General features: G+C 67.8%; 20 protein-coding genes and 1 riboswitch. Of the genes, 10 read left to right on the plus strand and 10 right to left on the minus strand.

The features are described 5' to 3' along the window. Nucleotides 1-137: 137 nt before the first annotated feature. Nucleotides 138-1,010 carry a pirin family protein gene (locus LTV02_RS21695; protein WP_233033336.1) on the plus strand — a complete coding sequence of 291 codons (873 nt, stop codon included), beginning with the start codon at nucleotides 138-140 and terminating at the stop codon, nucleotides 1,008-1,010. A gap of 96 nt (nucleotides 1,011-1,106) precedes the next feature. Here the strand turns inward: LTV02_RS21695 and glyA are convergent, their stop codons facing one another. Further along, nucleotides 1,107-2,399 carry a serine hydroxymethyltransferase gene (gene glyA / locus LTV02_RS21700; protein WP_267888404.1) on the minus strand — a complete coding sequence of 431 codons (1,293 nt, stop codon included), beginning with the start codon at nucleotides 2,397-2,399 and terminating at the stop codon, nucleotides 1,107-1,109. Between the two features lie 101 nt (nucleotides 2,400-2,500). After that, a riboswitch (ZMP/ZTP riboswitch) is annotated at nucleotides 2,501-2,585 on the minus strand. A gap of 22 nt (nucleotides 2,586-2,607) precedes the next feature. Next, complete coding sequence (locus tag LTV02_RS21705; protein WP_067710686.1) at nucleotides 2,608-3,804, minus strand: DUF885 domain-containing protein; 1,197 nt, start codon at nucleotides 3,802-3,804, stop codon at nucleotides 2,608-2,610. Nucleotides 3,805-4,147: 343 nt separating this feature from the next. Here LTV02_RS21705 and coaA point away from each other — a divergent pair, with 343 nt between their 5' ends. Then, nucleotides 4,148-5,080, plus strand: a complete 933-nt coding sequence (gene coaA / locus LTV02_RS21710; RefSeq protein WP_233033338.1) for a type I pantothenate kinase — start codon at nucleotides 4,148-4,150, stop codon at nucleotides 5,078-5,080. Nucleotides 5,081-5,084: 4 nt separating this feature from the next. Here the strand turns inward: coaA and LTV02_RS21715 are convergent, their stop codons facing one another. Both LTV02_RS21715 and LTV02_RS21720 read right to left on the minus strand, forming a co-directional pair. Further along, on the minus strand, nucleotides 5,085-5,660 hold the full coding sequence (locus LTV02_RS21715; RefSeq protein ID WP_067710684.1) for a hypothetical protein: 576 nt from the start codon (nucleotides 5,658-5,660) through the stop codon (nucleotides 5,085-5,087). A gap of 129 nt (nucleotides 5,661-5,789) precedes the next feature. Beyond that, nucleotides 5,790-6,569: an isoprenyl transferase gene (locus tag LTV02_RS21720; protein ID WP_233033340.1), complete on the minus strand. Its 780-nt coding sequence runs from the start codon at nucleotides 6,567-6,569 to the stop codon at nucleotides 5,790-5,792. A gap of 288 nt (nucleotides 6,570-6,857) precedes the next feature. Here LTV02_RS21720 and trhA point away from each other — a divergent pair, with 288 nt between their 5' ends. Together trhA and LTV02_RS21730 are read left to right on the plus strand one after the other, a co-directional pair. After that, nucleotides 6,858-7,505: a PAQR family membrane homeostasis protein TrhA gene (gene trhA / locus LTV02_RS21725; RefSeq protein ID WP_233041659.1), complete on the plus strand. Its 648-nt coding sequence runs from the start codon at nucleotides 6,858-6,860 to the stop codon at nucleotides 7,503-7,505. A 245-nt stretch (nucleotides 7,506-7,750) separates the two neighbouring features. Continuing rightward, nucleotides 7,751-9,322: an adenylate/guanylate cyclase domain-containing protein gene (locus LTV02_RS21730; RefSeq protein WP_233033342.1), complete on the plus strand. Its 1,572-nt coding sequence runs from the start codon at nucleotides 7,751-7,753 to the stop codon at nucleotides 9,320-9,322. On the opposite strand, the gene LTV02_RS21735 is transcribed toward LTV02_RS21730, so the two are convergent. Further along, on the minus strand, nucleotides 9,323-10,120 hold the full coding sequence (locus tag LTV02_RS21735) for an ATP-grasp domain-containing protein (RefSeq protein WP_233033344.1): 798 nt from the start codon (nucleotides 10,118-10,120) through the stop codon (nucleotides 9,323-9,325). 146 nt (nucleotides 10,121-10,266) lie between these two features. Between LTV02_RS21735 and LTV02_RS21740 the strand changes: the two genes are divergently transcribed. Further along, a complete protein-coding gene (locus LTV02_RS21740; protein WP_233033346.1) occupies nucleotides 10,267-10,746 on the plus strand; it encodes a hypothetical protein in 480 nt (159 codons plus the stop codon). Nucleotides 10,747-10,809: 63 nt separating this feature from the next. On the opposite strand, the gene LTV02_RS21745 is transcribed toward LTV02_RS21740, so the two are convergent. From LTV02_RS21745 to LTV02_RS21760, 4 genes are all read right to left on the minus strand, one after another. Beyond that, complete coding sequence (locus LTV02_RS21745; protein WP_233033348.1) at nucleotides 10,810-12,924, minus strand: thioredoxin domain-containing protein; 2,115 nt, start codon at nucleotides 12,922-12,924, stop codon at nucleotides 10,810-10,812. Nucleotides 12,925-13,061: 137 nt separating this feature from the next. Next, nucleotides 13,062-14,351: a lipase family protein gene (locus LTV02_RS21750; RefSeq protein WP_233033350.1), complete on the minus strand. Its 1,290-nt coding sequence runs from the start codon at nucleotides 14,349-14,351 to the stop codon at nucleotides 13,062-13,064. A 33-nt stretch (nucleotides 14,352-14,384) separates the two neighbouring features. After that, nucleotides 14,385-15,188: an SDR family oxidoreductase gene (locus LTV02_RS21755; RefSeq protein WP_233033352.1), complete on the minus strand. Its 804-nt coding sequence runs from the start codon at nucleotides 15,186-15,188 to the stop codon at nucleotides 14,385-14,387. 20 nt (nucleotides 15,189-15,208) lie between these two features. Beyond that, nucleotides 15,209-15,883, minus strand: coding sequence for a hypothetical protein (locus LTV02_RS21760; RefSeq protein ID WP_233033354.1), 675 nt, complete (start codon nucleotides 15,881-15,883; stop codon nucleotides 15,209-15,211). A gap of 80 nt (nucleotides 15,884-15,963) precedes the next feature. On the opposite strand from LTV02_RS21760, the gene LTV02_RS21765 reads away from it, so the two are divergent. From LTV02_RS21765 to LTV02_RS21775, 3 genes are all read left to right on the plus strand, one after another. Beyond that, nucleotides 15,964-16,599: a TetR/AcrR family transcriptional regulator gene (locus tag LTV02_RS21765; RefSeq protein WP_233033356.1), complete on the plus strand. Its 636-nt coding sequence runs from the start codon at nucleotides 15,964-15,966 to the stop codon at nucleotides 16,597-16,599. A 180-nt stretch (nucleotides 16,600-16,779) separates the two neighbouring features. Further along, nucleotides 16,780-17,013 carry an NAD(P)-binding domain-containing protein gene (locus LTV02_RS21770; RefSeq protein ID WP_233033357.1) on the plus strand — a complete coding sequence of 78 codons (234 nt, stop codon included), beginning with the start codon at nucleotides 16,780-16,782 and terminating at the stop codon, nucleotides 17,011-17,013. Nucleotides 17,014-17,071: 58 nt separating this feature from the next. Next, nucleotides 17,072-17,788, plus strand: a complete 717-nt coding sequence (locus tag LTV02_RS21775) for a type 1 glutamine amidotransferase domain-containing protein (protein ID WP_233033359.1) — start codon at nucleotides 17,072-17,074, stop codon at nucleotides 17,786-17,788. A 348-nt stretch (nucleotides 17,789-18,136) separates the two neighbouring features. On the opposite strand, the gene LTV02_RS21780 is transcribed toward LTV02_RS21775, so the two are convergent. Continuing rightward, complete coding sequence (locus LTV02_RS21780) at nucleotides 18,137-19,000, minus strand: SGNH/GDSL hydrolase family protein (protein ID WP_233033361.1); 864 nt, start codon at nucleotides 18,998-19,000, stop codon at nucleotides 18,137-18,139. Between the two features lie 154 nt (nucleotides 19,001-19,154). Between LTV02_RS21780 and LTV02_RS21785 the strand changes: the two genes are divergently transcribed. Together LTV02_RS21785 and LTV02_RS21790 are read left to right on the plus strand one after the other, a co-directional pair. Then, a complete protein-coding gene (locus LTV02_RS21785; protein ID WP_233033363.1) occupies nucleotides 19,155-20,339 on the plus strand; it encodes an NAD(P)/FAD-dependent oxidoreductase in 1,185 nt (394 codons plus the stop codon). 11 nt (nucleotides 20,340-20,350) lie between these two features. Beyond that, the gene (locus LTV02_RS21790; RefSeq protein ID WP_233033365.1) at nucleotides 20,351-21,289 is read left to right on the plus strand and encodes a sigma-70 family RNA polymerase sigma factor; all 939 of its coding nucleotides are present in this window, start codon (nucleotides 20,351-20,353) and stop codon (nucleotides 21,287-21,289) included. Nucleotides 21,290-21,310 lie beyond the last annotated feature (21 nt).

The raw sequence follows: 21,310 nt of genomic DNA on the forward strand, positions 1-21,310 counted from the left end.
TCCGATCCCCTTGCAGCATAGGCGTTCCAGCCCGTTTTGGCCGGTCATAACCATGCGGAATACCACGGCCCGGCCGCTTGTTGGTTGACTTGTCACCTAAATTTCCGGGCCATCCGGGCCGGACGAGAGGAGCAGGTATGACCACACCCGTCACGGTGGCGCGGCATGTCGATCGCGTCCGGACCAAGGCCATGGGCGGGCCGACCGAGCAGGTCGACAAGAACGCGCTGATCATCGCGCCCGACGACGTCCGCAAGACCGATCCGTTCCTGCTGATGGCGGAGGACTGGTTCTCCGAACCCGGGTTCGAATGGCATCCGCATCGCGGGATCGAGACCGTGACCGTGGTGCTGGACGGCGTCCTGGAACACGGGGACAGTCTCGGGCACGCGGGCGCGCTGGAACCCGGGGACATCCAGTGGATGACGGCCGGCAGCGGGATCATCCACCGGGAACTGGCTTTCCGGAACGAGCACGCGCACACCTTGCAGCTGTGGCTGAACCTGCCGACCGACAAGCGGATGGTGCAGACGCGGTATCAGGATATGCGGCAGGAGAATCAGGCGAAGATCGAAGCGCCGGGCGTACTGGTGCGCGTGGTGTCCGGCGCCGCCGGGGAGGTCTCCGGTCCGGCCGAAAACCATTGGCCCATCACGGGTCTCATGGTGACGCTGGAGCCCGGCAGCACGTATGCGCCGGTCCTCGCACCGGAGGATCGCGCCTTCGCCTACGTCATCGAGGGCAAGGCCACCATTGCCGGGCAGCCGGTGACGGCCGGTCAGGTGGCGTGGTCGGATCCGATGGACGTCACCGAACCCACCAGCCTGGAGCTGACGGGCTCGGACCCGGAGCAGCGCACCACGGTAATGGTGTTCTCCGGTAAGCCGATTCGCGAATCGATCGTGTTCGGCGGGCCGTTCGTGATGAGCACCCGGGCCGAGGTCGAGCAGGCCTACGTCGATTTCCGGCGCGGCAAGTTCGGTCCCATCCCCCGCCTCGCGCGACTGTAACGGCGCGGGACCGCACTACCCGACCGGCCGAAACAGCGAGCCCGCCGCGATCCCAGATCGCGGCGGGCTCGCTTGCTACCCGAGGTTTCTCGGCGCTCAGCCGAGCAGACGCCAGTCCTCCAGGCCCTCGTACAGCGGGAACGACTGCGCGAGCTTGGAAACCCGTTGCCGCAGCGAATCCAGATCGGCGGAACCGGTCAGCGCGGCCGCGATGATCTCGGCGACCTCGGTGAACTCGGTGTCGCCGAAGCCGCGGGTGGCCAGCGCCGGGGTGCCGATGCGCAGACCCGAGGTGACCATCGGCGGGCGCGGGTCGAACGGAACGGCATTGCGGTTCACGGTGATTCCGATTTCGTGTAGCAGGTCTTCGCCCTGCTGGCCGTCGAGCTGCGAGTTGCGCAGGTCGACCAGCACCAGGTGCACATCGGTGCCGCCGGTGAGCACGGTGATGCCCTTGTCCTTGGCGTCGGCGGCGGTCAGGCGCTCGGCGATGATCTTCGCGCCGGACAGGGTGCGCTCCTGGCGCTCCTTGAACTCGGCCGAACCGGCGATCTTGAACGACACGGCCTTGGCGGCGATGGCGTGCATGAGCGGACCGCCCTGCTGACCCGGGAACACCGCGGAGTTCAGCTTCTTGGCGAACTCCTCCTTGGCCAGGATCAGACCGGAGCGCGGACCGCCGAGGGTCTTGTGCACGGTGGAGGACACCACGTGGGCGTGCGGCACCGGCGACGGGTGCAGCCCGGCGGCGACCAGACCGGCGAAGTGCGCCATATCGACCCACAGGTACGCCCCGACCTCGTCGGCGATCTCGCGGAAGGCCGCGAAATCCAGGTGCCGCGGGTAGGCGGACCAGCCGGCCACGATCACCTTCGGGCGGGTCTCCTTGGCGAGCTTGCGCACCTCGTCCATATCGACGCGATGGTCTTCCTTGGACACGCCGTAGGCGTGCACCTCGTACAGCTTGCCCGAGAAGTTCAGGCGCATGCCGTGGGTGAGGTGGCCACCGTGCGCGAGATCCAGGCCGAGCAGCTTCTCGCCGGGGGTCATGAGCGCGTGCAGCACGGCCGCATTGGCCTGCGCACCCGAATGCGGCTGCACATTGGCGTACTCCGCGCCGAACAGCTCGGTCACGCGGGCGCGGGCGAGATCCTCGACGATGTCGACGTTCTCGCAGCCGCCGTAGTAGCGGCGGCCCGGGTAGCCCTCGGCGTACTTGTTGGTGAGCACGCTGCCCTGCGCCTGAAGCACCGCGCGCGGCACGAAGTTCTCCGAGGCGATCATCTCGAGGGTGTCGCGCTGGCGAGCGAGCTCCCCGCCCATCGCGGCAGCGACCTCGGGATCGAGCTCGTTGAGGGACTGGGAATTCACAGAGTTCGTCGGCGTCACGCGGCCGAGTCTATTGTCCGTCGCCGGAGTGTCGGCCAGAGGGTTCATCGTGTCGTCTTGCATCGCAACCTCCGTCATCCGGGTATGCCCCAGGGCTGGTTGTCCAGTACCCAGGCGCGCGGTGCGGGACATCGGTGCTTCCCGGTGGTTGCTTCCACCTCGAGTGCGCCAGTCGCGATGCCGCCCATCCTATCGGGCCTGCTCGCGATCACATACGGCGGATCGCACCCGGGGTCAGCGGCTCGTCGAGCAGGCGGCGGAAGCGGTCCGAACGCTCGTCGGCGTCGGCGGCCCGGTCCAGCCAGCCGCCGAGCAGCCGGTAGCCCTCGACGTAGGTGGAGATGTAGGCACGCCACAGCGGCGAGGACAGGAAGCGCAGCGACTGCCGGGCGCGTTCCGGGGTGACCAGGCTCCAGCGTTCCAGGAACGCCGACACCTCGTTCTCGTCCTTGCGCTTGTCGTGCAGCAGCAGGGCGGCGTCCTGGCGCACGCTCAGCAGGTTCGCCGATGCGGTCGAAATGCGTTCGGCGCGTTCGCCGTCGAAGCGCAGGCCCAGGTCGGCGTAGATCTCCTGCGCCCATTTGCCCCAGCCCGGGCCGACGATCGACTTCAGCGCAAGGTCGGCCAGGCCCTCCGCCATCAGGCACTGCGGGGTGTTGACCACGAACAGGGTCTGCTCGTCCTGCCCCGCCGCGACCAGTCCGGCCTCTTTCCGGCAGTGCTCGGTGTGATGCCCCGGGTACGCCTCGTGGGCGATCAGCGCGGGCAGATGCGCCATGTGCTGCTTGAGATCGGAGTTGATGGCCACCTTGGATTTGAAATCACCCAGGTAATAGTTGAACCCCGACCACGGCTTGTCGCCCACCACTTCGTATTCCACGGTCTCGGTATCGGGCAGCGGATACCGCTGCCGCACCAGATCCCGCAGCGCGCTGGAGAACGCGTCCACGCATTCCCGCAATCGCTCGGCCGGCAGTTCGTCATTGCGCCGATGCGCCGTCACCCGATCCAGCAGCGCGCCCTCCCCCGGCAGCACCTCGTCCAACTGCCGGTGCGCCTCCCGGTACTCCTCTTCACTGCCGGGCGCGATATCGACATCGAAGTACGCCTTCACCTCGTCGATGAAATTGATGTCGTCCCCCGCGAACTTGCGCCCCGAGCATTCCAGCGCCCGCAGATGCGCCTCCAGGAATTCCACCCGCTCCGCACTCAACCCGGCGTCGGGCAGTTCCTTACGCAGCGCCGCAGCCGTGTTCGCGAGTTCCCGGGGTTCCGGAGCGGGCGCGTTCTCCACTTCCCGCCGTAGCGCGGGATCACCGGTATAGGCATCGACGAACCCTTCCTCCAGCCGATCGAAGGCGAGTCCGAGCCGCAGATATTCGGTGACGAGTGGATGCGCTCCCATATCCCCGACCCTATTGGATTGCGTCGATCGATGTGCTCGATGCCGGGTTGACGCCGCCCGGTAGCGAGCGGCGTCAACCCTGGTCCCAAAGTCGAGCCGCGAGGAGCCTCGCCCCCGCCCAGAGGGGGTTCGGGGGCGAAGCCCCTGAGAGCCACGAGAGTTATCCCTCTCTCTACCCGAGGGGGTTCGGGGGCGAAGCCCCTGAGAGTTTTCGAGAGTTGCGCGTGGCCTATCTCACGCGTGTTACTCGCCAGTAGGCATACCTGGTGTTCATGCCCTCGTTGCCCGCGAGCACAATTCGGTCATGCGTGGCTGTTGTTCGCCGACCCGAGGACGTGGGTAAGTGGCACGGATGAGTGAACCCAGTCCGTATGTCGAGTTCGATCGCAAGCAGTGGCGGACGCTGCGCAAGTCGACACCGCTGGTGCTGACCGAAGAGGAACTCACCGGTCTGCGCGGTTTGGGTGAGCAGATCGACCTGGAAGAGGTCGCCGAGGTCTACCTGCCGCTGGCGCGGCTCATCCATTTGCAGGTAGCCGCCCGGCAGCGCTTGTTCGCCGCCACCCCGACCTTCCTCGGGGAGACCCATCCGGATCGCCAGGTGCCGTTCGTCATCGGCGTGGCGGGCTCGGTGGCGGTTGGCAAGTCGACCACCGCGCGCGTGCTGCAGGCGCTGCTGGCGCGCTGGGACCATCATCCGCGGGTGGACCTGATCACCACGGACGGATTCCTCTACCCGACAGCCGAACTCACCCGGCGCGGCATCATGCATCGCAAGGGCTTCCCCGAGTCCTACGACCGCCGCAAGCTGCTGCGTTTCGTCACCGAGGTGAAATCGGGCGCGACCGAGGTGTGCGCGCCGGTGTACTCGCACATCGCCTACGACATCGTGCCCGGCCAGTTCCACTGCGTGCGCCAGCCCGACATCCTGATCGTGGAGGGCCTGAACGTCCTGCAGACCGGCCCCCGGCTCATGGTCAGCGACCTGTTCGACTTCTCCATCTACGTCGACGCCCGCATCGAGGACATCGAGAACTGGTACGTGCAGCGCTTCCTGGCGCTGCGCAAAACCGCCTTCGCCGATCCGAATTCGCATTTCCATCACTACGCGAAGTTCAACGATTCCGAGGCGACCAGCGCGGCCAAGGAGATCTGGAACAACACCAACCGGCCGAACCTGGTGGAGAACATCCTGCCGACCCGCCCGCGCGCGACGCTGGTGCTGCGCAAGGATTCCGACCACACCATCAACCGGCTGCGGTTGCGCAAGCTCTAGCGGCTCACAGTTTCCACGCGGCATCCAGCCGTCCCGCCACATCGATATCGGTGGCGGCTTGGATATTCGGCTTACAGATCTCGGCGGCGATGTATTTCGAGACGAACCGCCGGATCTCGGTATCGACGCTGGCCAGGATGCGCAGCAGTTCACCGCGCCGGGACGCGCTCGCCACATTGATGCGCACATTGCTGGGCTGCGGTTCGTCGATTTCGATGATGACCCGCAGCGGTTCTGCTGTCCGCACGGTCAGATGCAGATGGATGGTCCCGTCCACATGGAAGGGGTACCGGTCGACGGACAGATCGATGAGCAGATCCACATCGAGCGGTATCACCAGATCGAACGAAATATGCTGCTCGACTTCACGATTCAACCGCGGCTGACCTAGTCGCACGGTGGCGGAGAGTTTCGCGATCCGCCCCGGCCCGACCCCTATCGGACCGAAATCGAAGGCTTCCCCCGTGAGTTTCTCGAACGCCCCGAGTATGCGTTCGGTGGACGCCGCGTATTCGAGGAATCTGCGACCGAACTCCTCGTAGGTGATGTAGTCGCCATCGACTGCCCGCAGCTCACTCATGCAATCCGACGGTACGGGAGCGACGTTCCCGCGAACACGGAAGCCGTTGCACTGCAACTCAATTGTTTACAGCTTGTGGCCGAACCTCGCGACCCTGTCGCGAGGTTCGAGATCCCGGAGTTGGGAGCTCTACACCCCGAAGCGGCGGTGCCGGGCGGCGTAATCGCGCAATGCCCGGAGGAAATCGACGCGGCGGAACTCGGGCCAGTAGGCCTCGGTGAACCAGATCTCGGAATAGGCGCTCTGCCACAGGAGGAATCCGGAGAGACGCTGTTCGCCGGAGGTACGGATCACGAGGTCGGGATCGGGTTGTCCCGAGGTGTAGAGATGCTGGCCGATGGCATCGACGGTAATCGCCTGGACCAGATCCTCGCCCGTCTCGCCCGCCTCCATCTCCTGGCGGACCAGCGACCGCACCGCGTCGGTGATCTCCTGGCGGCCGCCGTAGCCGATGGCCACGTTCACGTGCACGCCATTGCGGCCTTCGGTCCGTTTGGCCGCTTCTCTCAAACGTCTGGCCATGTCGTCGGGCAGTTGATCGAGCGCGCCGACGATGCGGACGCTCCAATCCTGTTCCGGCGCGGACAGTTCGTCGACCACATCGGTGATGACCTCGAACAACGTCTCGAGCTCATCGGAATCGCGATTCAGGTTCTCGGTGGAGAGCAGGTAGAGCGTGACCATCTCGATCCCGGCCTCACCGCACCACCCGACCAGTTCGGCGATCTTGAGCGCGCCCACCCGATGCCCGTGACTGAGATCGGCGAACCCGTTCTCCTTGGCCCAGCGGCGATTCCCGTCACACATCACGGCCACATGGCGAGGGTGCTGTCGACCGGCCAGCTGCTTGGACAGCCGAGCCTCGTAGATGCGATAAGGGAGTCCCCGCAGCTGAACCGCAAGCTTCACAAGCGGCAACCCTACGCTCCCCCGCCTCTACGCGACTCTTGCCGGTCGCAAGTGCCGTCGAACGTCCTGGACCGGACCGGCGGACGGGTGCGAAACCGATTCTGGGCGTCCCCGACGAGTTACCCACCTCTCACGAAATCAGTCGCCAACCTACGGTACCGTAGGTTACTCAGGAGGTAAGTCGTGTCCGACACTGTGCAGCCCTCCGCCCCGGTGGCGGACGCCCTCGAAACCGTTCGCGAAGAGCTGGCAACCGTCAAGGAAGAACTCGCGCTACTCAAGCCGCGCATGCGCGGGATCATCCACGCCTGGGCCGTGGGTGTGGCGGCCATCGGCGTGATCGCGCTGGTCGCCGTCGCGAGCACCATCTCGGCCACCGCGACCTGGGCGACACTCGTCTACGGGCTGACCGTGTGCGGGGTGTTCGGCGTCAGCGCCACCTATCACCGGGTCAACTGGAAGACCGATCGCGCGCGCATGTGGATGAAGCGCGCCGACCATTCGATGATCTTCCTTTTCATTGCGGGCAGCTACACCCCGTTCGCGCTGCTCGGGGTGCGCGGTACCGCCGGAACCGTGCTGCTCGCGGCGGTCTGGGCGGGTGCGATCGCCGGCGTCACGCTGAAGATGCTGTGGCCCACCGCACCTCGCTGGGTCGGCGTCCCGCTGTATCTGCTGCTGGGCTGGGCCATCGTTCCGGTCGCCGGCACGTTGATCGGCAATGTCGGCTGGACCCCCGTGCTGCTGCTGCTCGCGGGTGGGATTGCTTACAGCGTCGGCGGCATTCTCTACGCCTCCCGCTGGCCCGATCCGTGGCCGGAAGTGTTCGGCCATCACGAGTTCTTCCATGCCGCAACGGTCGTGGCCGCGCTCTGCCACTACATCGCGGTGTGGCTGGTACTCTTCCGCCTCCCCGAGACTCTTGCGCACGGCTGAGAGCCGCTGACCGCCGGCAACGCGTGCCGGCGGTCAGCGGTCAATTCGATTTCGGGCGTGCCCGGGGAGTTACCCGGATCCAACCGAGATCAGTCGGCAGGTCCGATTCCTCACAATGAGCCGATCTTCGTAGCTGGAAAGGTGCGAATTCTGGCGCAAGGTCTCTAAAGTCGGCTGCAAAGAGACGGACGACACCGAGGCACGAACGACGCTATGACCGACCCCACACTCACGACCCGGCCGACGTGATCAGCAAGCTCATCTATTGGGCGCTGCGCGCGCGGTGGGGCCTGTCGGCGGTCGTCATGGCCTGCAATCTCAGCGGCCTCGCGGTAATCACTACCGAACTGTGGCTCAGCGGCTTCTTCACCCGGCTCGGCGATCAGTGGGTGACCACGTTCATTCTGGTGGCGATCTATCCGACGCTGGGCGCGAGCATCGGGATCGTGCTGGCGGTGCGCGATCGCACCCACTATTTCGGCTGGCTGGATCAGCATCGCCCGCCCGCCGAATCCGAGGCGCGGCGGCTGTTGAAGCTGCCCATGGATATCACCTTGCGCGCCTTGGCGATCTGGCTGCCGGGCGTGATCATCGCGGCGGCCATCTTCGCGCACGCCACCCCGCAGAACGATTTCGCGGTGGTGCTGTCGATGTTCACGCTCGGCGGCCTGGAGTCGGCGGCGCTCACCTATCTCATCGTGGATCGCCTGATCCGCCCGACCATTCCGGTGGTCGCGGAGGTCACCGACGGCACCGCGCACTGGAGTTCCACCGTGCTGGTGCGGGTGCTGGTCACCTTCGCGGTGGCGGGCGCGGTCCCGCTGTTCATGCTGATCACGGTGCTCGCCGATCCGTCCTCGGCGCCCAACGAGCGCATTCGCACCGGCATCTATCTGGCGCTGGTCGGCCTGTCCGCGGGTGCGGTCGCCACCGCCGCGCTGTCCCGCGCGGTGGCCTCGCCCATGCACACCCTGCGTGATGCGCTGGACCGCATCGCGCGCGGTGATCTGGACGTGAACATTCCGATCGGCAGCACCAGCGAGATCGGCCGGCTGGAGCATTCGGTCAACGAACTGGCCACGAATCTGCGTGAGCGCGAACGCATGCGCTCGGTTTTCGATCGGCACGTCGGCACCGAGGTGGCGGCGCGGGCCCTGGCCGGCACGCCCGATCTGACCGGTGATCTGCTGGTCGTCACGGCGCTGTTCGTCGACGTCACCGGTTCGGTGGCGCTGTCCACCGAACTCGCTCCGCGCGATTTCGTGGCCAAGCTCAATCGCCTGCTCGCCATCGTGGTGGCGGCCACCGAGGACAATCACGGCCTGGTCAACAAGTTCGAAGGCGATGCGGCCCTCTGCATTTTCGGCGCCCCCGTCGAATTGGAGAACAATGCCACCCCCGCCCTGCGCGCCGCCCGCCGCATCCGCGACGAGGTAGCTGCGCTGGGCGAACTCGACGTCGGCATCGGCCTGGCGCGCGGCCTGGTCTTCGCCGGTGACGTCGGCGCCGACACCCGCCTGGAATTCACCGTCATCGGCGACGCCGTCAACGAAGCCGCCCGCCTGACCACCGAGGCCAAACAGGTCCCCCGCCGCATCCTGGCCTCGCAATCGGTCATCGATGCCGCTTCCGAAGCCGAGCGCGATAGGTGGCAGCTGCACGACATCCTGCACCTCCGCGGTCGCAAACAACCCACTCCGGGCTGGACCGACACACCGTCCGCGCCGAAAGCCCACCGCAACGGCACCGCCCCGCAGGCCGAGACTCCGCCGGCCGCAACCCCGGCCCCCGTCGCCGACCAGACCGCCGATCGCTAGTCATTCCACCCGCACCGTTCGTGCCGCCCACCGGGCATCCGCCGGGTGCAACCGGTCCGCCGGTACGCAGGATCGGGCCAGCACGGTGAACACCTGATCCGGATCGCAGCCGTAAACGCCTGCGCCCCAAGCGCTATTGGCTTCCACCACCGCCCAGCCGCGGTCCGCGATCAGCCCGACATCGAGCACGACGGCGGGCGGGACGGGGACTTCCGCGAGGACGCTCTCGGCATAGGCGTGCACCGCCGCGGATTCGTCCGGGGTCATGGGCCAGCTGCCGTCCGCGGCGATGGCGAGTTCGCCGGCGCGCAGATACGGCGACACCGTCACCACCGCGCCGTCGGCGACGAAGCAGCGGTACTCGGCCACCCAGCTCACCGGGTCCGCGATCAGGACCGGGGTGTCGTCCGGATGCGCCTCGGCCGGGGGCAGTCCGAGGCCGCCGCGCGCGTACACCCGGCCCTCGAATCCTTTGCGGCCGTCGGCCGGTTTCACGAAGGCCGCGTATTCGGCGGTGCGCGCCTCGCCCAGGGTCGACAGCCGGATATTTCGCCGTCGATGATGTTCGGGTAAGTCCGGCAGCCAGTCCGGTGGGACGTCCATCAGGGTCAGGCCGAGCTGGCTCGCTATCGCTTCGGCGAATGTCACTTCGCCGTAGATCGCCGATGCTTGCCCCGCGAGTTCCTCGGGAGCCCGCCGGCCACCCAGCCGCAGGACGCTCCAGCCGGCTCGGATGGCGGCACCGCGCATGATCCGGGAATCCGCCGAATACCTGGGCGACAAAATCAAGGTAGACACCACCCCGGGACTGTAGAACCGGCCGAATCCGGCGGCAACGAAATATCGCGGCCGCTCGGCCGCTAGCTCCGGGGTAGTGGGTGTGCGGGGTCGGGTGCTACTTACGGCCGATTCGGGTGGGGGCGGCGGGGGTGCACATTCGAGGTATGAGCGTTCCTGTCAGCCGAACCGCCCCCGCTCCGAAAACCCCGGCCGCCTCGCTGCTTTCGCTGGCCTTCCGCGCGATCGTCATCGCGCTCGCGGCGGGTGCGAGCGAAGCCGTCATCCAAGCCGCCCGCTATCTCGACCGCCCGGCCGCGGAGATCGGGGATCTGCTGCCGGGGCTCATGGTGCGGGCCACCCTCTATCTGGCCGTACTGGCGGTGGCCTATCGCATGGCGGACGGGTCGCGATGGGCCCGGAACACCCTGGTCGCCGGGCTGGGCATCGTGGGCCTGGCGTCATTGATCGTCGAACCGATCACCGCTGCCTTGGACGCCGACGGTCTCGGTGACCTGGTCTCCGGCTGGACGGTGGAGTCCTGGCTCATCGCACTGTGCCGCATCACGCATATCGCCGCGGTGCTGGTAGCCGTCCCGGCCATGCTGCGCGCGGGATGGTCCGGCCGCGAACGATCCACGCGTTGACGCTGCGGCACAGCGGGTTCCGGCACGTCACGGCGGTTCCCACAAGCTCGGCCATCGGACCGGCTATGCCGGAATCGGCGGCAGCAGTGCGCTTTTCAGTTCCTCGACGGTGGTGACCGGGAGGTCGCAGACCGAGCCTCGGCAGACATAAGCCGCGGGATCGCCGTGCACCGGCGGGCGATCGAGCAGGAGCGGGCCGGAATCGACCGTGCCGGAGACCACCACCGAGCCGCCCGGAGCGGCCGCGTGGGCGGTTGTCCTCAGGTCGGTGTCCGGCTCGGTGTCGATGGCGATCGCGACCTGGATGGGTCCGCGCAGGGCGGCCTCGGCCACCGCCAGCCATTGGCCGGCGGAGCGGGGTGCGCGGGCCAGCAGTACCGCGGCGCGGCCGAGGGTCTGGTCGGCGAGTTCGCGGTAGCGGATGGCACGGTCTGCTTCGCTCAGGGCGGAGGCCGTGAGCAGGGCTTCGGCCAGGGCGGAAGTGCCCGCCGGGGTCGCGCCGTCCATGGGATCGCGGGGGCGGGTGAGCAGGGTTTCGGCGTCGTCGGCGGTGTCGAACCAGCTGCCGGGGGCGGCCGGATCGGCGAAATGCGTGAGTGCGGCATCGAGGATGCGGTGGGCGTGGGCGAGCCAGTCACCGTCGCCGGTCGCCTGGTAGAGGGCGAGGAAACCCGTTGTGAGCCAGGCATAGTCCTCGAGCACGCCCGGCGCGGAACCGGGCAGCCCGCCGAGCGAGGCGCGAATGACGCGGTCGCCGGTGACGTGCACGTCGAGCAGGAATCGGGCGCAGCGTTCGGCGGCGGCGATCCATTCCGGCTGCCCGAGACCCATACCCGCTTCGGCGAGCGCGGTGACGGCCATCCCGTTCCAGGCCGTGACCACCTTGTCGTCGCGCTCGGGCTGCGGGCGGCGATCCCGCGCCTCCCGCATCAGTCCGCGAATCCGTTCCAGCCGTTCGGCTTCCGCTTCGCGCGCCGGGGCATCGTGCGCGCCGGGCTCGGAATACCGGGTGAGCACCGAGGTCCCGTGCTCGAACGTCCCGGCCGTGGTGACGCCGAAGAACTCTGCGGCCCAAGCCCCGTCGATAGCTCCCAGCAGCCCGTTGAGTTCCGCCGGCGTCCAGACATAGGTGGCGCCTTCGACTCCCGGACTGCCCGGCTCCACATGGGTGTCGGCATCCAGCGCGGACGCGAACGCCCCCTGCTCGGTGCCGAGATCGTCGACGAGGAATCCCACCGTCTCCCGGGTCACCCGCACCGCCGTGTACTCCAGCGCTCCGAGCACGGAACCCATTGCCCCCGAACGACTCCCGGCATCACTGCCCAGCCGCCGCCCCAAATGCGCGTACCCCCGCAGCAGCAACGCATTGTCGTACAGCATCTTCTCGAAATGCGGCACCACCCACGCCGCATCCACCGAATACCGCGCGAACCCGCCACGCAACTGGTCGTAGATCCCACCCCGCGCCATGGCGTCCGCGGTCTCGGCGACCGCGCTCAGCACCGCCTCGCTCCCCGTCCGCTCATAACTCCGCAACAACCCCTCCAACAGGGCGGACGGCGGAAACTTCGGCGCCCCGCCGAATCCCCCGTTCTCCTTGTCCACATCCTGTAGCACCGCCGCCACCGCATGATCCAGCAGCTCGCTCCCGAGCCCGATCTCATGCTCCGGCAACCCCGCCGTCTGCTGCCGCAACGCCTCCCCCACCTGCCCCGCCGCCTTGTCCACCTCGTCCCGCCGATTCCGCCACGTCTCCCCCACCGCGGTCAGCAACTGCGTGAACGAGGGCATCCCGTGCCGAGGCGTCTTCGGGTAATACGTCCCGCAATAGAACGGCTCCCCCGCCGGCGTCAGAAAACACGTCATCGGCCATCCACCCTGCCCCGTCATGGCCACGGTCGCGCTCATATACACCGCATCCAGATCGGGCCGCTCCTCCCGATCCACCTTGATGCACACGAAATTCGCGTTCATCAGCGCCGCGGTGTCCTCGTCCTCGAACGACTCGTGCGCCATCACATGGCACCAGTGGCAGCTGGCGTACCCGATGGACAGCAGGATCGGCACATCCCGCGCGGCCGCTTCGGCCAGCGCCTGCGCATCCCACTCCCGCCAGGCAACCGGATTATCCGCGTGCTGACGCAGGTAAGGCGATGTCGCACTTGCCAATTGGTTCACTGTTCAACCTCCCGTGCCGACCGAGCACACCGTGCGCCCTGGCAGTGCGCCATCACATTGGACTACCCGCATCCTCCCACTCCGGGCGCACCGCCGACGGCGTCCCCTGCCGGATTCGGCTGATGCGCGGGCGACGGTCAGGAACAGATGCTGGGCGCGGGGGCCGCGGTCAGGCGGGCGCGGACCCAGTCGAGCACGACGGTGGGGTAGGCGGTGATCAGATTGAGCGAGTGACCGATGACGAGGCCCGGGCCGAGCGTGGGGATTCCGGTGTCGAACAGCTGGACCGCAGCGCCGGAACCGCACCAGCGGGCGGCCAGTTCCCGCACCGAATCGGCCGGCAGGTCGTCGTTGTCGCCGGTGTAGAGCAGGACGGGAACGCCGGGAGTCCGGTTGCCGAGCGTCAGGCGCTGGATGGCCGCGTGCACGATCGGGTGCTCGTCGAGGACTTCGAGCAGGGGGCGGCCGTCGATGCTCCAGATTGCCGAATCCTGGAAACCGAAGCGGAGTATGGATTCCGCGGCGCATTGCCCGGTGGACTCGCGCATCAGCGTGTGCCCGGCGGGTGAGAGCAAGCCGGAGATCGCCCGTGCGGTTTCGGGAGACTGCGCGGCGAGGGTGTTCAGGAGGTAGCCGAAAATGCCGCCGAGCGCCGCACCCGAGGCCGCGGTGCGCAGGGCCGGGATATCGATCGGAACCGAACCGGCCGCCACGCCCCGCAGGTCGAGTTCGGGTGCGTACGCGGGCTGTTCCTCGGCCACCCCGGCGGCGGCATTACCGCCCTGCGAGTAACCGGTGACCACCACCGGGCCGTGGGCGGGGATCGCCGGATCGCCGAGGCGCTGCGCGGCGCGGATGGCGTCCAGGGCCGTCCGTGATTCCGCGATCGGGTCGAGCGCCGAGGGGTTGCCGCCGGCGCCCAGCCCGGGATAGTCGGGCACGACGACCGCGAAACCCTGCGCGAGCAGCAGATACAGGAACGGCAGCTCGTACTCGGCCATCACGTCCAGCGGTGGCGTGTATTGGATCAGACCGGGTATCTGGATGGACGGCGCGCACTGCCTGCCCATGCCGTGGACGCCGTTGAGATACGCGATGAGCGGCTGCGGGCCGGGTCCGGACCACGCCGCCGCGGGCTTCAGCACGATGCCGCTGGACAGCGCCGGATCGCCGTGAGTGTCCCTGGTATGGAACATGATTCGGGTCGCGGTGCCCGGCAGCGGACCGGCCTGCCCGGGCACCGCGAGAGTCAACGCCACCGGTTCGCTGCGCACCAGCTCACCGGCGGCGCCCGCCGGTAGCGGCGTGGGTGGGTCGTAGAACGCCGGAACGCCGGGGTCGGCGGTGGCGACGCCGGTGAGAATGGCTGTCGGGAGGACGAGCGCGGTCGCGCACAGCACGCCGAAAACAGTGCGTCGCAGCATCATTGCCGATTTCCTTGCACAGGGGGGAGAGTGGGTTCAGTGGTCGGCCGAGGCGCGCCGGACCCGGCTGTCGTAGGCCGCACGGGCAGCCGTGTCGAGCCGGTGCAGCACGCGATCTCGGGTGAGGCGGCCGCGGACCGCGGCGAGCAGCCGATCCGGCAGCACCGCCGCCGCGAACTCGTAGCCGCGCATCCAGCCCGGTACCGCCACCAGAGTGCGCCGGTGCCGGCACGAGGCGACTACGGCGTTCGCGATCCGTTCCGGATCCACGGTGGGCAACACCCCGCCGAGCTGCACTCCCGCGACCAGATCGGTGCGCACCGCCGAGGGCAGCACGGCGGTGACGGTGACCCCGGTGCCGTGCAGTTCGTCGCGCAGCGATTCGGTGAATCCGATGACCGTGTGCTTGGACGCGCAATAGGAGGCCAGCCCGGCGGCGGGGACTTCCCCCAGATACGAAGCGACATTGACGATATGGCCGCCGCCGCGTTCCAGCATGCCGGGCAGGGCGAGCTTGGTGCCGGTCAGCACGCCTTTGACATTGATGTCGAAGATGGCGTCGGTGATGAGGTCGTCCTCGTCGGCGAAGCGGCCCATCGGCATGATGCCGGCATTGTTGACCAGCACCTCGAGCGGGCCGTCGACGGCGGCGAGGAACGCGGCGAACGACTCGCGCGAGCGCACGTCCACGCCGAGCCCGGTGGCGCCGATCTCGGCTGCGGCCCCCTGCGCCGCAGCTTCGTCGATGTCACCGATGTAGACCCGGGCGCCCTGTGCGACAAAGGCTTTCGCGGTGGCGAGCCCGATCCCCCGCGCTCCGCCGGTGATCGCGACATTCATCCAGCGCAACCGCGGCGCCGTCACCGCCGGCCCTCGGTGGTCGCGACGGTCTCGTACCAGTGCGCGATGACCGTGTAGCCGCCGCCGTTGTTCCAGGTCTTGCGGGCCAGATGCACCCCCGGCACGAGCTGCACTACCTCGTCACGAATATTGCGGCCCAGCTTGGGATTCGAGGCGATCGCCGAGAAATCCAGGATCAGCGCATTGGTACCGGGTGCGGAGTACGCGCCCTCCACGTAGGTGATCATGTCCAGGCCCTCGTACAGACCGCCGGTCCGCTTCAGCACACCCGGAAACACGAATCGGGCGATATTGCCGAACAGCGGCGTCCACTCGTTGGTGCTGTTTCCCTGCGGGCTGTACTTCTTGCCCAGCCAGAACGCCGACGACCCGAAGGCCGCGCACAGCGCCTTGACGAAGGTGAACAGCGCCCGCCCGGCCGGGTCCAGACCGTCCCAGTCGCCCCAGCCGATCACATGCCCGCGCGACGGGCCGACCGGATGCGGCGGGGTGCCCAGCGCGAAGAGTTCGTCGATTTCGGCCGCGGTTCCGGGCAGCCCGAAATCCCGGGTCAAGCGAGTGAGCCAGCCGATCGCGGCATCCTGCGCGGCCTGCGCGTCGGTGTCCGCCAGCCCGCGCAGGGCGGCGAGCCGCGTCTCTACCTGGGATGTCGCGGAGATGGTGTTACGTGCCATACCGAAATGAAACGCCAAAATGAACGGAGAGTCAATAACTGACTGATGAATCATTTTCTGACTCGACTACCATCATGGCCATGGCTCAGCCCCTGTCCCGCGTGGAACGCCGCAAGCAGGAGACCCGCCGCGACATCCTCGACGCGGCCTTCGAGTGTTTCGCCGAGCGCGGATATCACGCGACCTCGATCGCGCACATCGTCAAGAAGGTGGGCGTCGCGCAGGGCACCTTCTACCTGTACTTCCAGTCCAAGCGCGACATCATCGACCAGGTCCTCGACGATCTGGTGGCGCGGATGACCGAGGCGCTCGCCTCGACACCGCCCGAAACGCCCGCCGATCTCGACGACTACCGCCGCCAGGCCGAACGCATCACCGACAACCTGACCCGGGTTTTCACCGAGGACCCCCGCGCCACCCGGTTGTTGCTGCTGCAGGCCGCGGCCGTCGACGACGAGATGGCCGAACGGGTACTGGCCCTGCACGAACTGGCCGCGTCCTGGCAAGCCGGATACCTGCGACACGGCGTGGAGGCCGGCTACTTCCGCGCGGATCTCGATGTCGAATCGGCCGCCCGCGCGGTCAACGGCATGATCTTCGCCGCGGCGATGTATCAATTGCGCAGCCCGGCGCAGGCCGACCTCGACCGCCTCTCCCGAACCATCCGGGAGATGATCTATCACGGCCTAGCCGGCGAAATCACGCCTCGGCCTTGATCGTTCGCGGTGTGGCCGCCCCGTGAAAGTGATGCCCATCACTGCCATCTACCATTTGAACCTGCACTTTGTGCCACCGCTCAACGACCGATCCGATATTGCGATGCGATTGCCCATAGGGATTCGTTTGAACCGACCGCAGCATTGAAGCGTCCGGAACAACCGACGACAGGGGATCGAATGACAGTCGATCGTGTCATCGACCCCAGCAACCCGATTACCGAACGGGACGGGCGGACGGTCATGCTGACCGTCCCGGTGCGCGGACAGGACGGCGGGCGGCGCTCGCCGATGCGCTACTGGAGCGATGACCCCGACGCGGCCGCCGACGTGGTTTCGCTCATCACTGCCGCCGGATTCGAACCGGTTCACGGCGGCGGTCTGGCCGCCTCGAAGAATGCGGGTGAATCATGAGCACCGCACCTGCGAACTGAGCGCCGACTGCCCCTCATCCCAGGAAACGGAGCAAGCCATGACAAAGGTTCTGATGGTTGTGACCAGCAACGACCGGCTCGGCGATTCGAATCTGAAGACCGGACTGTGGGCCAGCGAGCTGACCCATGCCTATGAGGTTTTCGAGAAGGCCGGCTACGGCATCACCCTGGCCAGCATCAAGGGCGGCCGCCCGCCGCTCGACCCGTTCAGCGAACCGGACAGCGACGTCAGCGTCGAGAAGGAGGACCAGGTCAGTCGCGACTTCTTCGCCGACCCGGTCAAAAACGCCGCTTTCGGTTCGACGGCCAAGCTCGCCGATCTGAACCCCGACGACTACGACGTGATCTTCTACACCGGCGGTACCGGAACCATGTGGGATTTCCCCGACGACCCTGATGTGCAACGATTCGCACGCCGCCTCTGGGACAACGGCAAGATCGTCTCCGCGGTCTGCCACGGCTCCTCGGCGCTGACCAACGTCACCCTGGCCGACGGCAGCTACCTGGTCGCCGGGCGCCGGGTCACCGGATTCTCCGACGCCGAGGAGAAGGTCGCCGAGGACAATCTGACCAAGCTCGGATACAAATTCGTGCCGTGGTACGTACAAGACCGCCTGATCGAGCGCGGCGGTATCTACGACGAGGGCGCGCCCTACTCCGTACACGTCGTCGCCGACGGCAACCTCATCACCGGTCAGCAGAATTCATCCGGTGGGGCGCTGGCCGAGGCCATCGTCGAAAAGCTCTCAGCCTGAACGGAATCGACGACGCGGCCTCTCGGCTGGGCCGCTACGAACCCTGTGCGCCCTCGCCCGCCGCCTCGCCGGCCCCCGAAAGATCCACTCCCCCAAGGCAGGACCCGCCGATGTCGCCGGATGGGCGATCGAATCGATCGCGGGATGGGGGCGACAGGAGGGAGTCGGCGTTGGCGGCGGCGATCATTGCGGCACATACCGATGGCAGCGCGGTGAACATGATGGCGCTCCTAGAACCCGACGGACCCGGTTCGGGTCACCCTTCAGGACTCTGAAGAGGCTACCCCGGTGGGGGCTTCGCGAAACCAGGTCGAGGGCTGAATACCGGGCGCGCAGGCAGGTTCGACGCTAGCCGATGCCCGCGAGAATCCGTTCGGCGACGCGGGTCGTGCCTACCAGGTTCGGGTGGTACGACCCGCTCAGCCGCTGGACCGGACCCGTATCGGTATCGGGAAGCAGACCGGACACCCACGGTTCGCCGGCGCACGGACCGTGCAGATCGGCATCGGAGACGGAGATCGCCTGCGCGCCAGTCCGTTCGGCCGCCCGCGCGGTGAGGGCGATGAGATTGTCGTAGACCAAGCGCGCGCGAGCCGCCTGATCACGATCCATCGGCGCGGCGGGGCATATGGCGGCGTCCTGCGCGACCGGGGGCAGGTACTGCACGAGCAGCACTTCGGCCGACGGCGCTCGGACATGCACCGCGTCGACCACGGCGATCAACGCCCGTTCCACGCGGTCGTAATCGGCGGCGGTGGGTTGCTTTGCGCCCGTGAGCGATTCGCAGAGCTGCCCCGCCCCGCCGAGCACGGCGGCACAACCGCTCGCCGCGATGATCGAGCCGACCAGGTTCAGATCATTGCCGCCGATGGTCACCGTCACCAGCCGCGCCTCCGCGGTGACGGCCTCGAGTTGCGGCGGCCGCGAATCACCCGCGGACTGCGGCGTATCGAGAATGTTCGCGGTCGTGGCGCCCGAGCAGGTCACATCGACCAGATCCAGCCCGGCGGCCGCCGCGACCTGATGCGGGTAGTTCCGGGCCGAGCGCGCACAGCCGCCGTCGATGGTGTCGGGGAGCCCGGGCCCCGCGGCGTACGAACTACCCAGGGCGACATACCGACCGCCCGACGGAATCGGCGCGGCCGACACCGGCGCGGCGGTGACCAAGCCCATCGCGACGGTCGCGATCAGAACACGCGGAACAACCGACATGTGTGCCCTCCGGTCTCCAACTGGGTGCGCGGGCACATGGTATCGACCGCTGTTCGCAGGCCCGGACCCCAGGTGATCCAGATCACTGCCCGCCCTGTCAGGAAGTCGGGACCTGTCTCGTTCAAGAGGCACGCGAACCAGACAGGAGCGAATCATGAAGCACCGCATCGTCGTTTTGGGCGCCGGATACGCCGGGGCCGTCTCCGCCGGATTCCTGGCGCGCCAGCTGCATGCCGACGACTTCGAGATCACCGTCGTGAATGCCGAACCGGACTTCGTCGAACGGTTGCGGCTGCACCAGCTCGCGGCCGGGTACGACCTGCGGCACCGGCCGTTGGCGGAGATGTTCGCGGGCACCGGGATCCAGCTGCGGGTGGCGCGGGTGCTCGAGGTCGACGCCGGCCGGCGCAACGTCACGATCGCCGGGGACGGCGGCATCGACCAGCTCGAATACGACACTCTCCTGTACGCCCTGGGCAGCACCATCGCCGATCACGGCGTTCCGGGAGTCGAGGAGTTCGGCTTCCATGTGGCGTCGCGCCCGGCCGCGCTGCGCCTGCGCGCTCGCCTGGACGAACTGGGCGAGGGCGCGGAAGTGCTGGTGGTCGGCGGCAACCTGACCGCCATCGAAGCCGCCACCGAGATCGCCGAATCCCATCCGGGACTGCAGGTCAGCCTCGTCACCCGCGGTGAACTCGGCGGCTGGCTGGGCCCGAAGGCGCGCCGGCACCTGCTGCGCGCCTTCGACCGGTTCGGTATCGCGATCTACGAGAACACGACCGTCACGCGCGTCGAGCAGCACACGGTGAGCACCGGCGACGGCTCCGTCTTCACTTCCGATGCGACGGTCTGGACCGCCGGGTTCGCCGCGCATCCGATCGCCGCAGCGGCAGGGCTCGCGGTGGCGGCCGACGGCCGCATCACCGTCGACCGGCAACTGCGCTCGGTCTCGCACCCCGATATCTACGTGGCCGGCGACAGCGCGTTCGTCATCGGCGACAACGGCCGGGAGCTGCCCATGTCGTGTGCGTCGGCCGGGTTCACCAGCACGCAGGCGACGGCCTCCATCATCGGCGACCTGACCGGCCGCGAGATCGCGGCGGCCGCGCTGCCCTACGTCGGCAACCACATCAGCCTCGGCCGCCGGGACGGAATCCTGCAATTGGTCGACGGTGAGGCGCGTTCCAGGCGCGGAGCCGTCTGCGGTCGCCCGGCCGCGCGCGTGAAGTCGGCGATCGTGGGACTCAGCGGCTGGGCCGTCGGCCGCCCCAATTTCGGCAAACTGCGCCACCACTACCGCGCGGTTCGGGAAACCTCAACCGAACTGGTCGCCCGATAGTGTCGATGCTCATGGACACTGCCACCGTGGCGAGTTTCGAGGCCAGCCGGGATCGGCTGTCCGCGATCGCCTACCGCATGCTCGGCTCGGCCGCCGATGCCGAGGACACGGTGCAGGACGCGTTCCTGCGGTGGCAGGCCACCGACCGCCGGTACGTGGAGGTGCCGGAAGCCTGGCTGACCAAAACCGTCACCAATCTGGCGATCGACCGCCTCCGCTCGGCGCACACCCGGCACGAACGCGCGGTCGGCGCGTGGCTGCCCGAACCGCTGCTGAGCGGCGACCCGATGCTCGGCCCGGCCGACACCGTCGTGCAGCGCGAATCGGTGACCTTGGCGGTGCTGCTGCTCATGGAGCAGTTGTCGCCCATCGAACGCGCCGTTTATGTACTGCGCGAAGCTTTTTCGTACGGTCACGCCGAAATCGCGCGGATGCTCGACATCACCGAATCGGCGAGCCAGCAGCACACCCATCGGGCTCGCCGGCGCATCACGCCCATCGCCGGCGACACCGGCATCGCTCCCGCCGACGCCCGCCGCATCGTCCAGGCCTTCGTCGATGCCGCCGCCTCGGGCCGCACGGACCAGCTGGTGGCATTGCTGACCGTGGACGCGGTCGGTACCTCGGACGGCCTCGGCGGCCTGGCCAAGCGCGTGATCAGCTACACGAACCCCGCTCGGCTCGCCACCGCGATCCGCTCCGGCTTCAAACCCACTGCCGCCAAACGCGATCTGGTGGGTGGCTCGCCCACCCTGCATGCAGCCATGGTCAACGGATGCCCGGCCATGGTCGGCACCCTCGGCGACCAAGTCGTCGGCGTGGCGATCCTGGAAGTTCGCGGGGAGAAGATCGCGGCCATCCGCAGCATCGCCGCCCCGGCCCGGCTGGCTCGGATCAACGCGGAATGGCAAGGGCGGCAGCACGATGCCCCACTGATCGAATCCTGGTAACTCGCAGCGGGCACGATGCGG

This window comes from Nocardia yamanashiensis, assembly GCF_021183565.1.
In the GTDB taxonomy this organism is placed as follows: Bacteria; Actinomycetota; Actinomycetes; order Mycobacteriales; family Mycobacteriaceae; genus Nocardia; species Nocardia yamanashiensis.

What these genes read in the sequence shown, in the direction of transcription:
- LTV02_RS21695 (WP_233033336.1), top strand. Translation starts at nt 138, where the DNA reads ATGACCACACCCGTCACGGTGGCGCGGCATGTCGATCGCGTCCGGACC.
- LTV02_RS21705 (WP_067710686.1), bottom strand. Translation starts at nt 3,804, where the DNA reads ATGGGAGCGCATCCACTCGTCACCGAATATCTGCGGCTCGGACTCGCC.
- LTV02_RS21715 (WP_067710684.1), bottom strand. Translation starts at nt 5,660, where the DNA reads ATGAGTGAGCTGCGGGCAGTCGATGGCGACTACATCACCTACGAGGAG.
- trhA (WP_233041659.1), top strand. Translation starts at nt 6,858, where the DNA reads ATGCGCGGGATCATCCACGCCTGGGCCGTGGGTGTGGCGGCCATCGGC.
- LTV02_RS21740 (WP_233033346.1), top strand. Translation starts at nt 10,267, where the DNA reads ATGAGCGTTCCTGTCAGCCGAACCGCCCCCGCTCCGAAAACCCCGGCC.
- LTV02_RS21750 (WP_233033350.1), bottom strand. Translation starts at nt 14,351, where the DNA reads ATGATGCTGCGACGCACTGTTTTCGGCGTGCTGTGCGCGACCGCGCTC.
- LTV02_RS21755 (WP_233033352.1), bottom strand. Translation starts at nt 15,188, where the DNA reads ATGAATGTCGCGATCACCGGCGGAGCGCGGGGGATCGGGCTCGCCACC.
- LTV02_RS21760 (WP_233033354.1), bottom strand. Translation starts at nt 15,883, where the DNA reads ATGGCACGTAACACCATCTCCGCGACATCCCAGGTAGAGACGCGGCTC.
- LTV02_RS21765 (WP_233033356.1), top strand. Translation starts at nt 15,964, where the DNA reads ATGGCTCAGCCCCTGTCCCGCGTGGAACGCCGCAAGCAGGAGACCCGC.
- LTV02_RS21770 (WP_233033357.1), top strand. Translation starts at nt 16,780, where the DNA reads ATGACAGTCGATCGTGTCATCGACCCCAGCAACCCGATTACCGAACGG.
- LTV02_RS21775 (WP_233033359.1), top strand. Translation starts at nt 17,072, where the DNA reads ATGACAAAGGTTCTGATGGTTGTGACCAGCAACGACCGGCTCGGCGAT.
- LTV02_RS21780 (WP_233033361.1), bottom strand. Translation starts at nt 19,000, where the DNA reads ATGTCGGTTGTTCCGCGTGTTCTGATCGCGACCGTCGCGATGGGCTTG.
- LTV02_RS21785 (WP_233033363.1), top strand. Translation starts at nt 19,155, where the DNA reads ATGAAGCACCGCATCGTCGTTTTGGGCGCCGGATACGCCGGGGCCGTC.
- LTV02_RS21790 (WP_233033365.1), top strand. Translation starts at nt 20,351, where the DNA reads ATGGACACTGCCACCGTGGCGAGTTTCGAGGCCAGCCGGGATCGGCTG.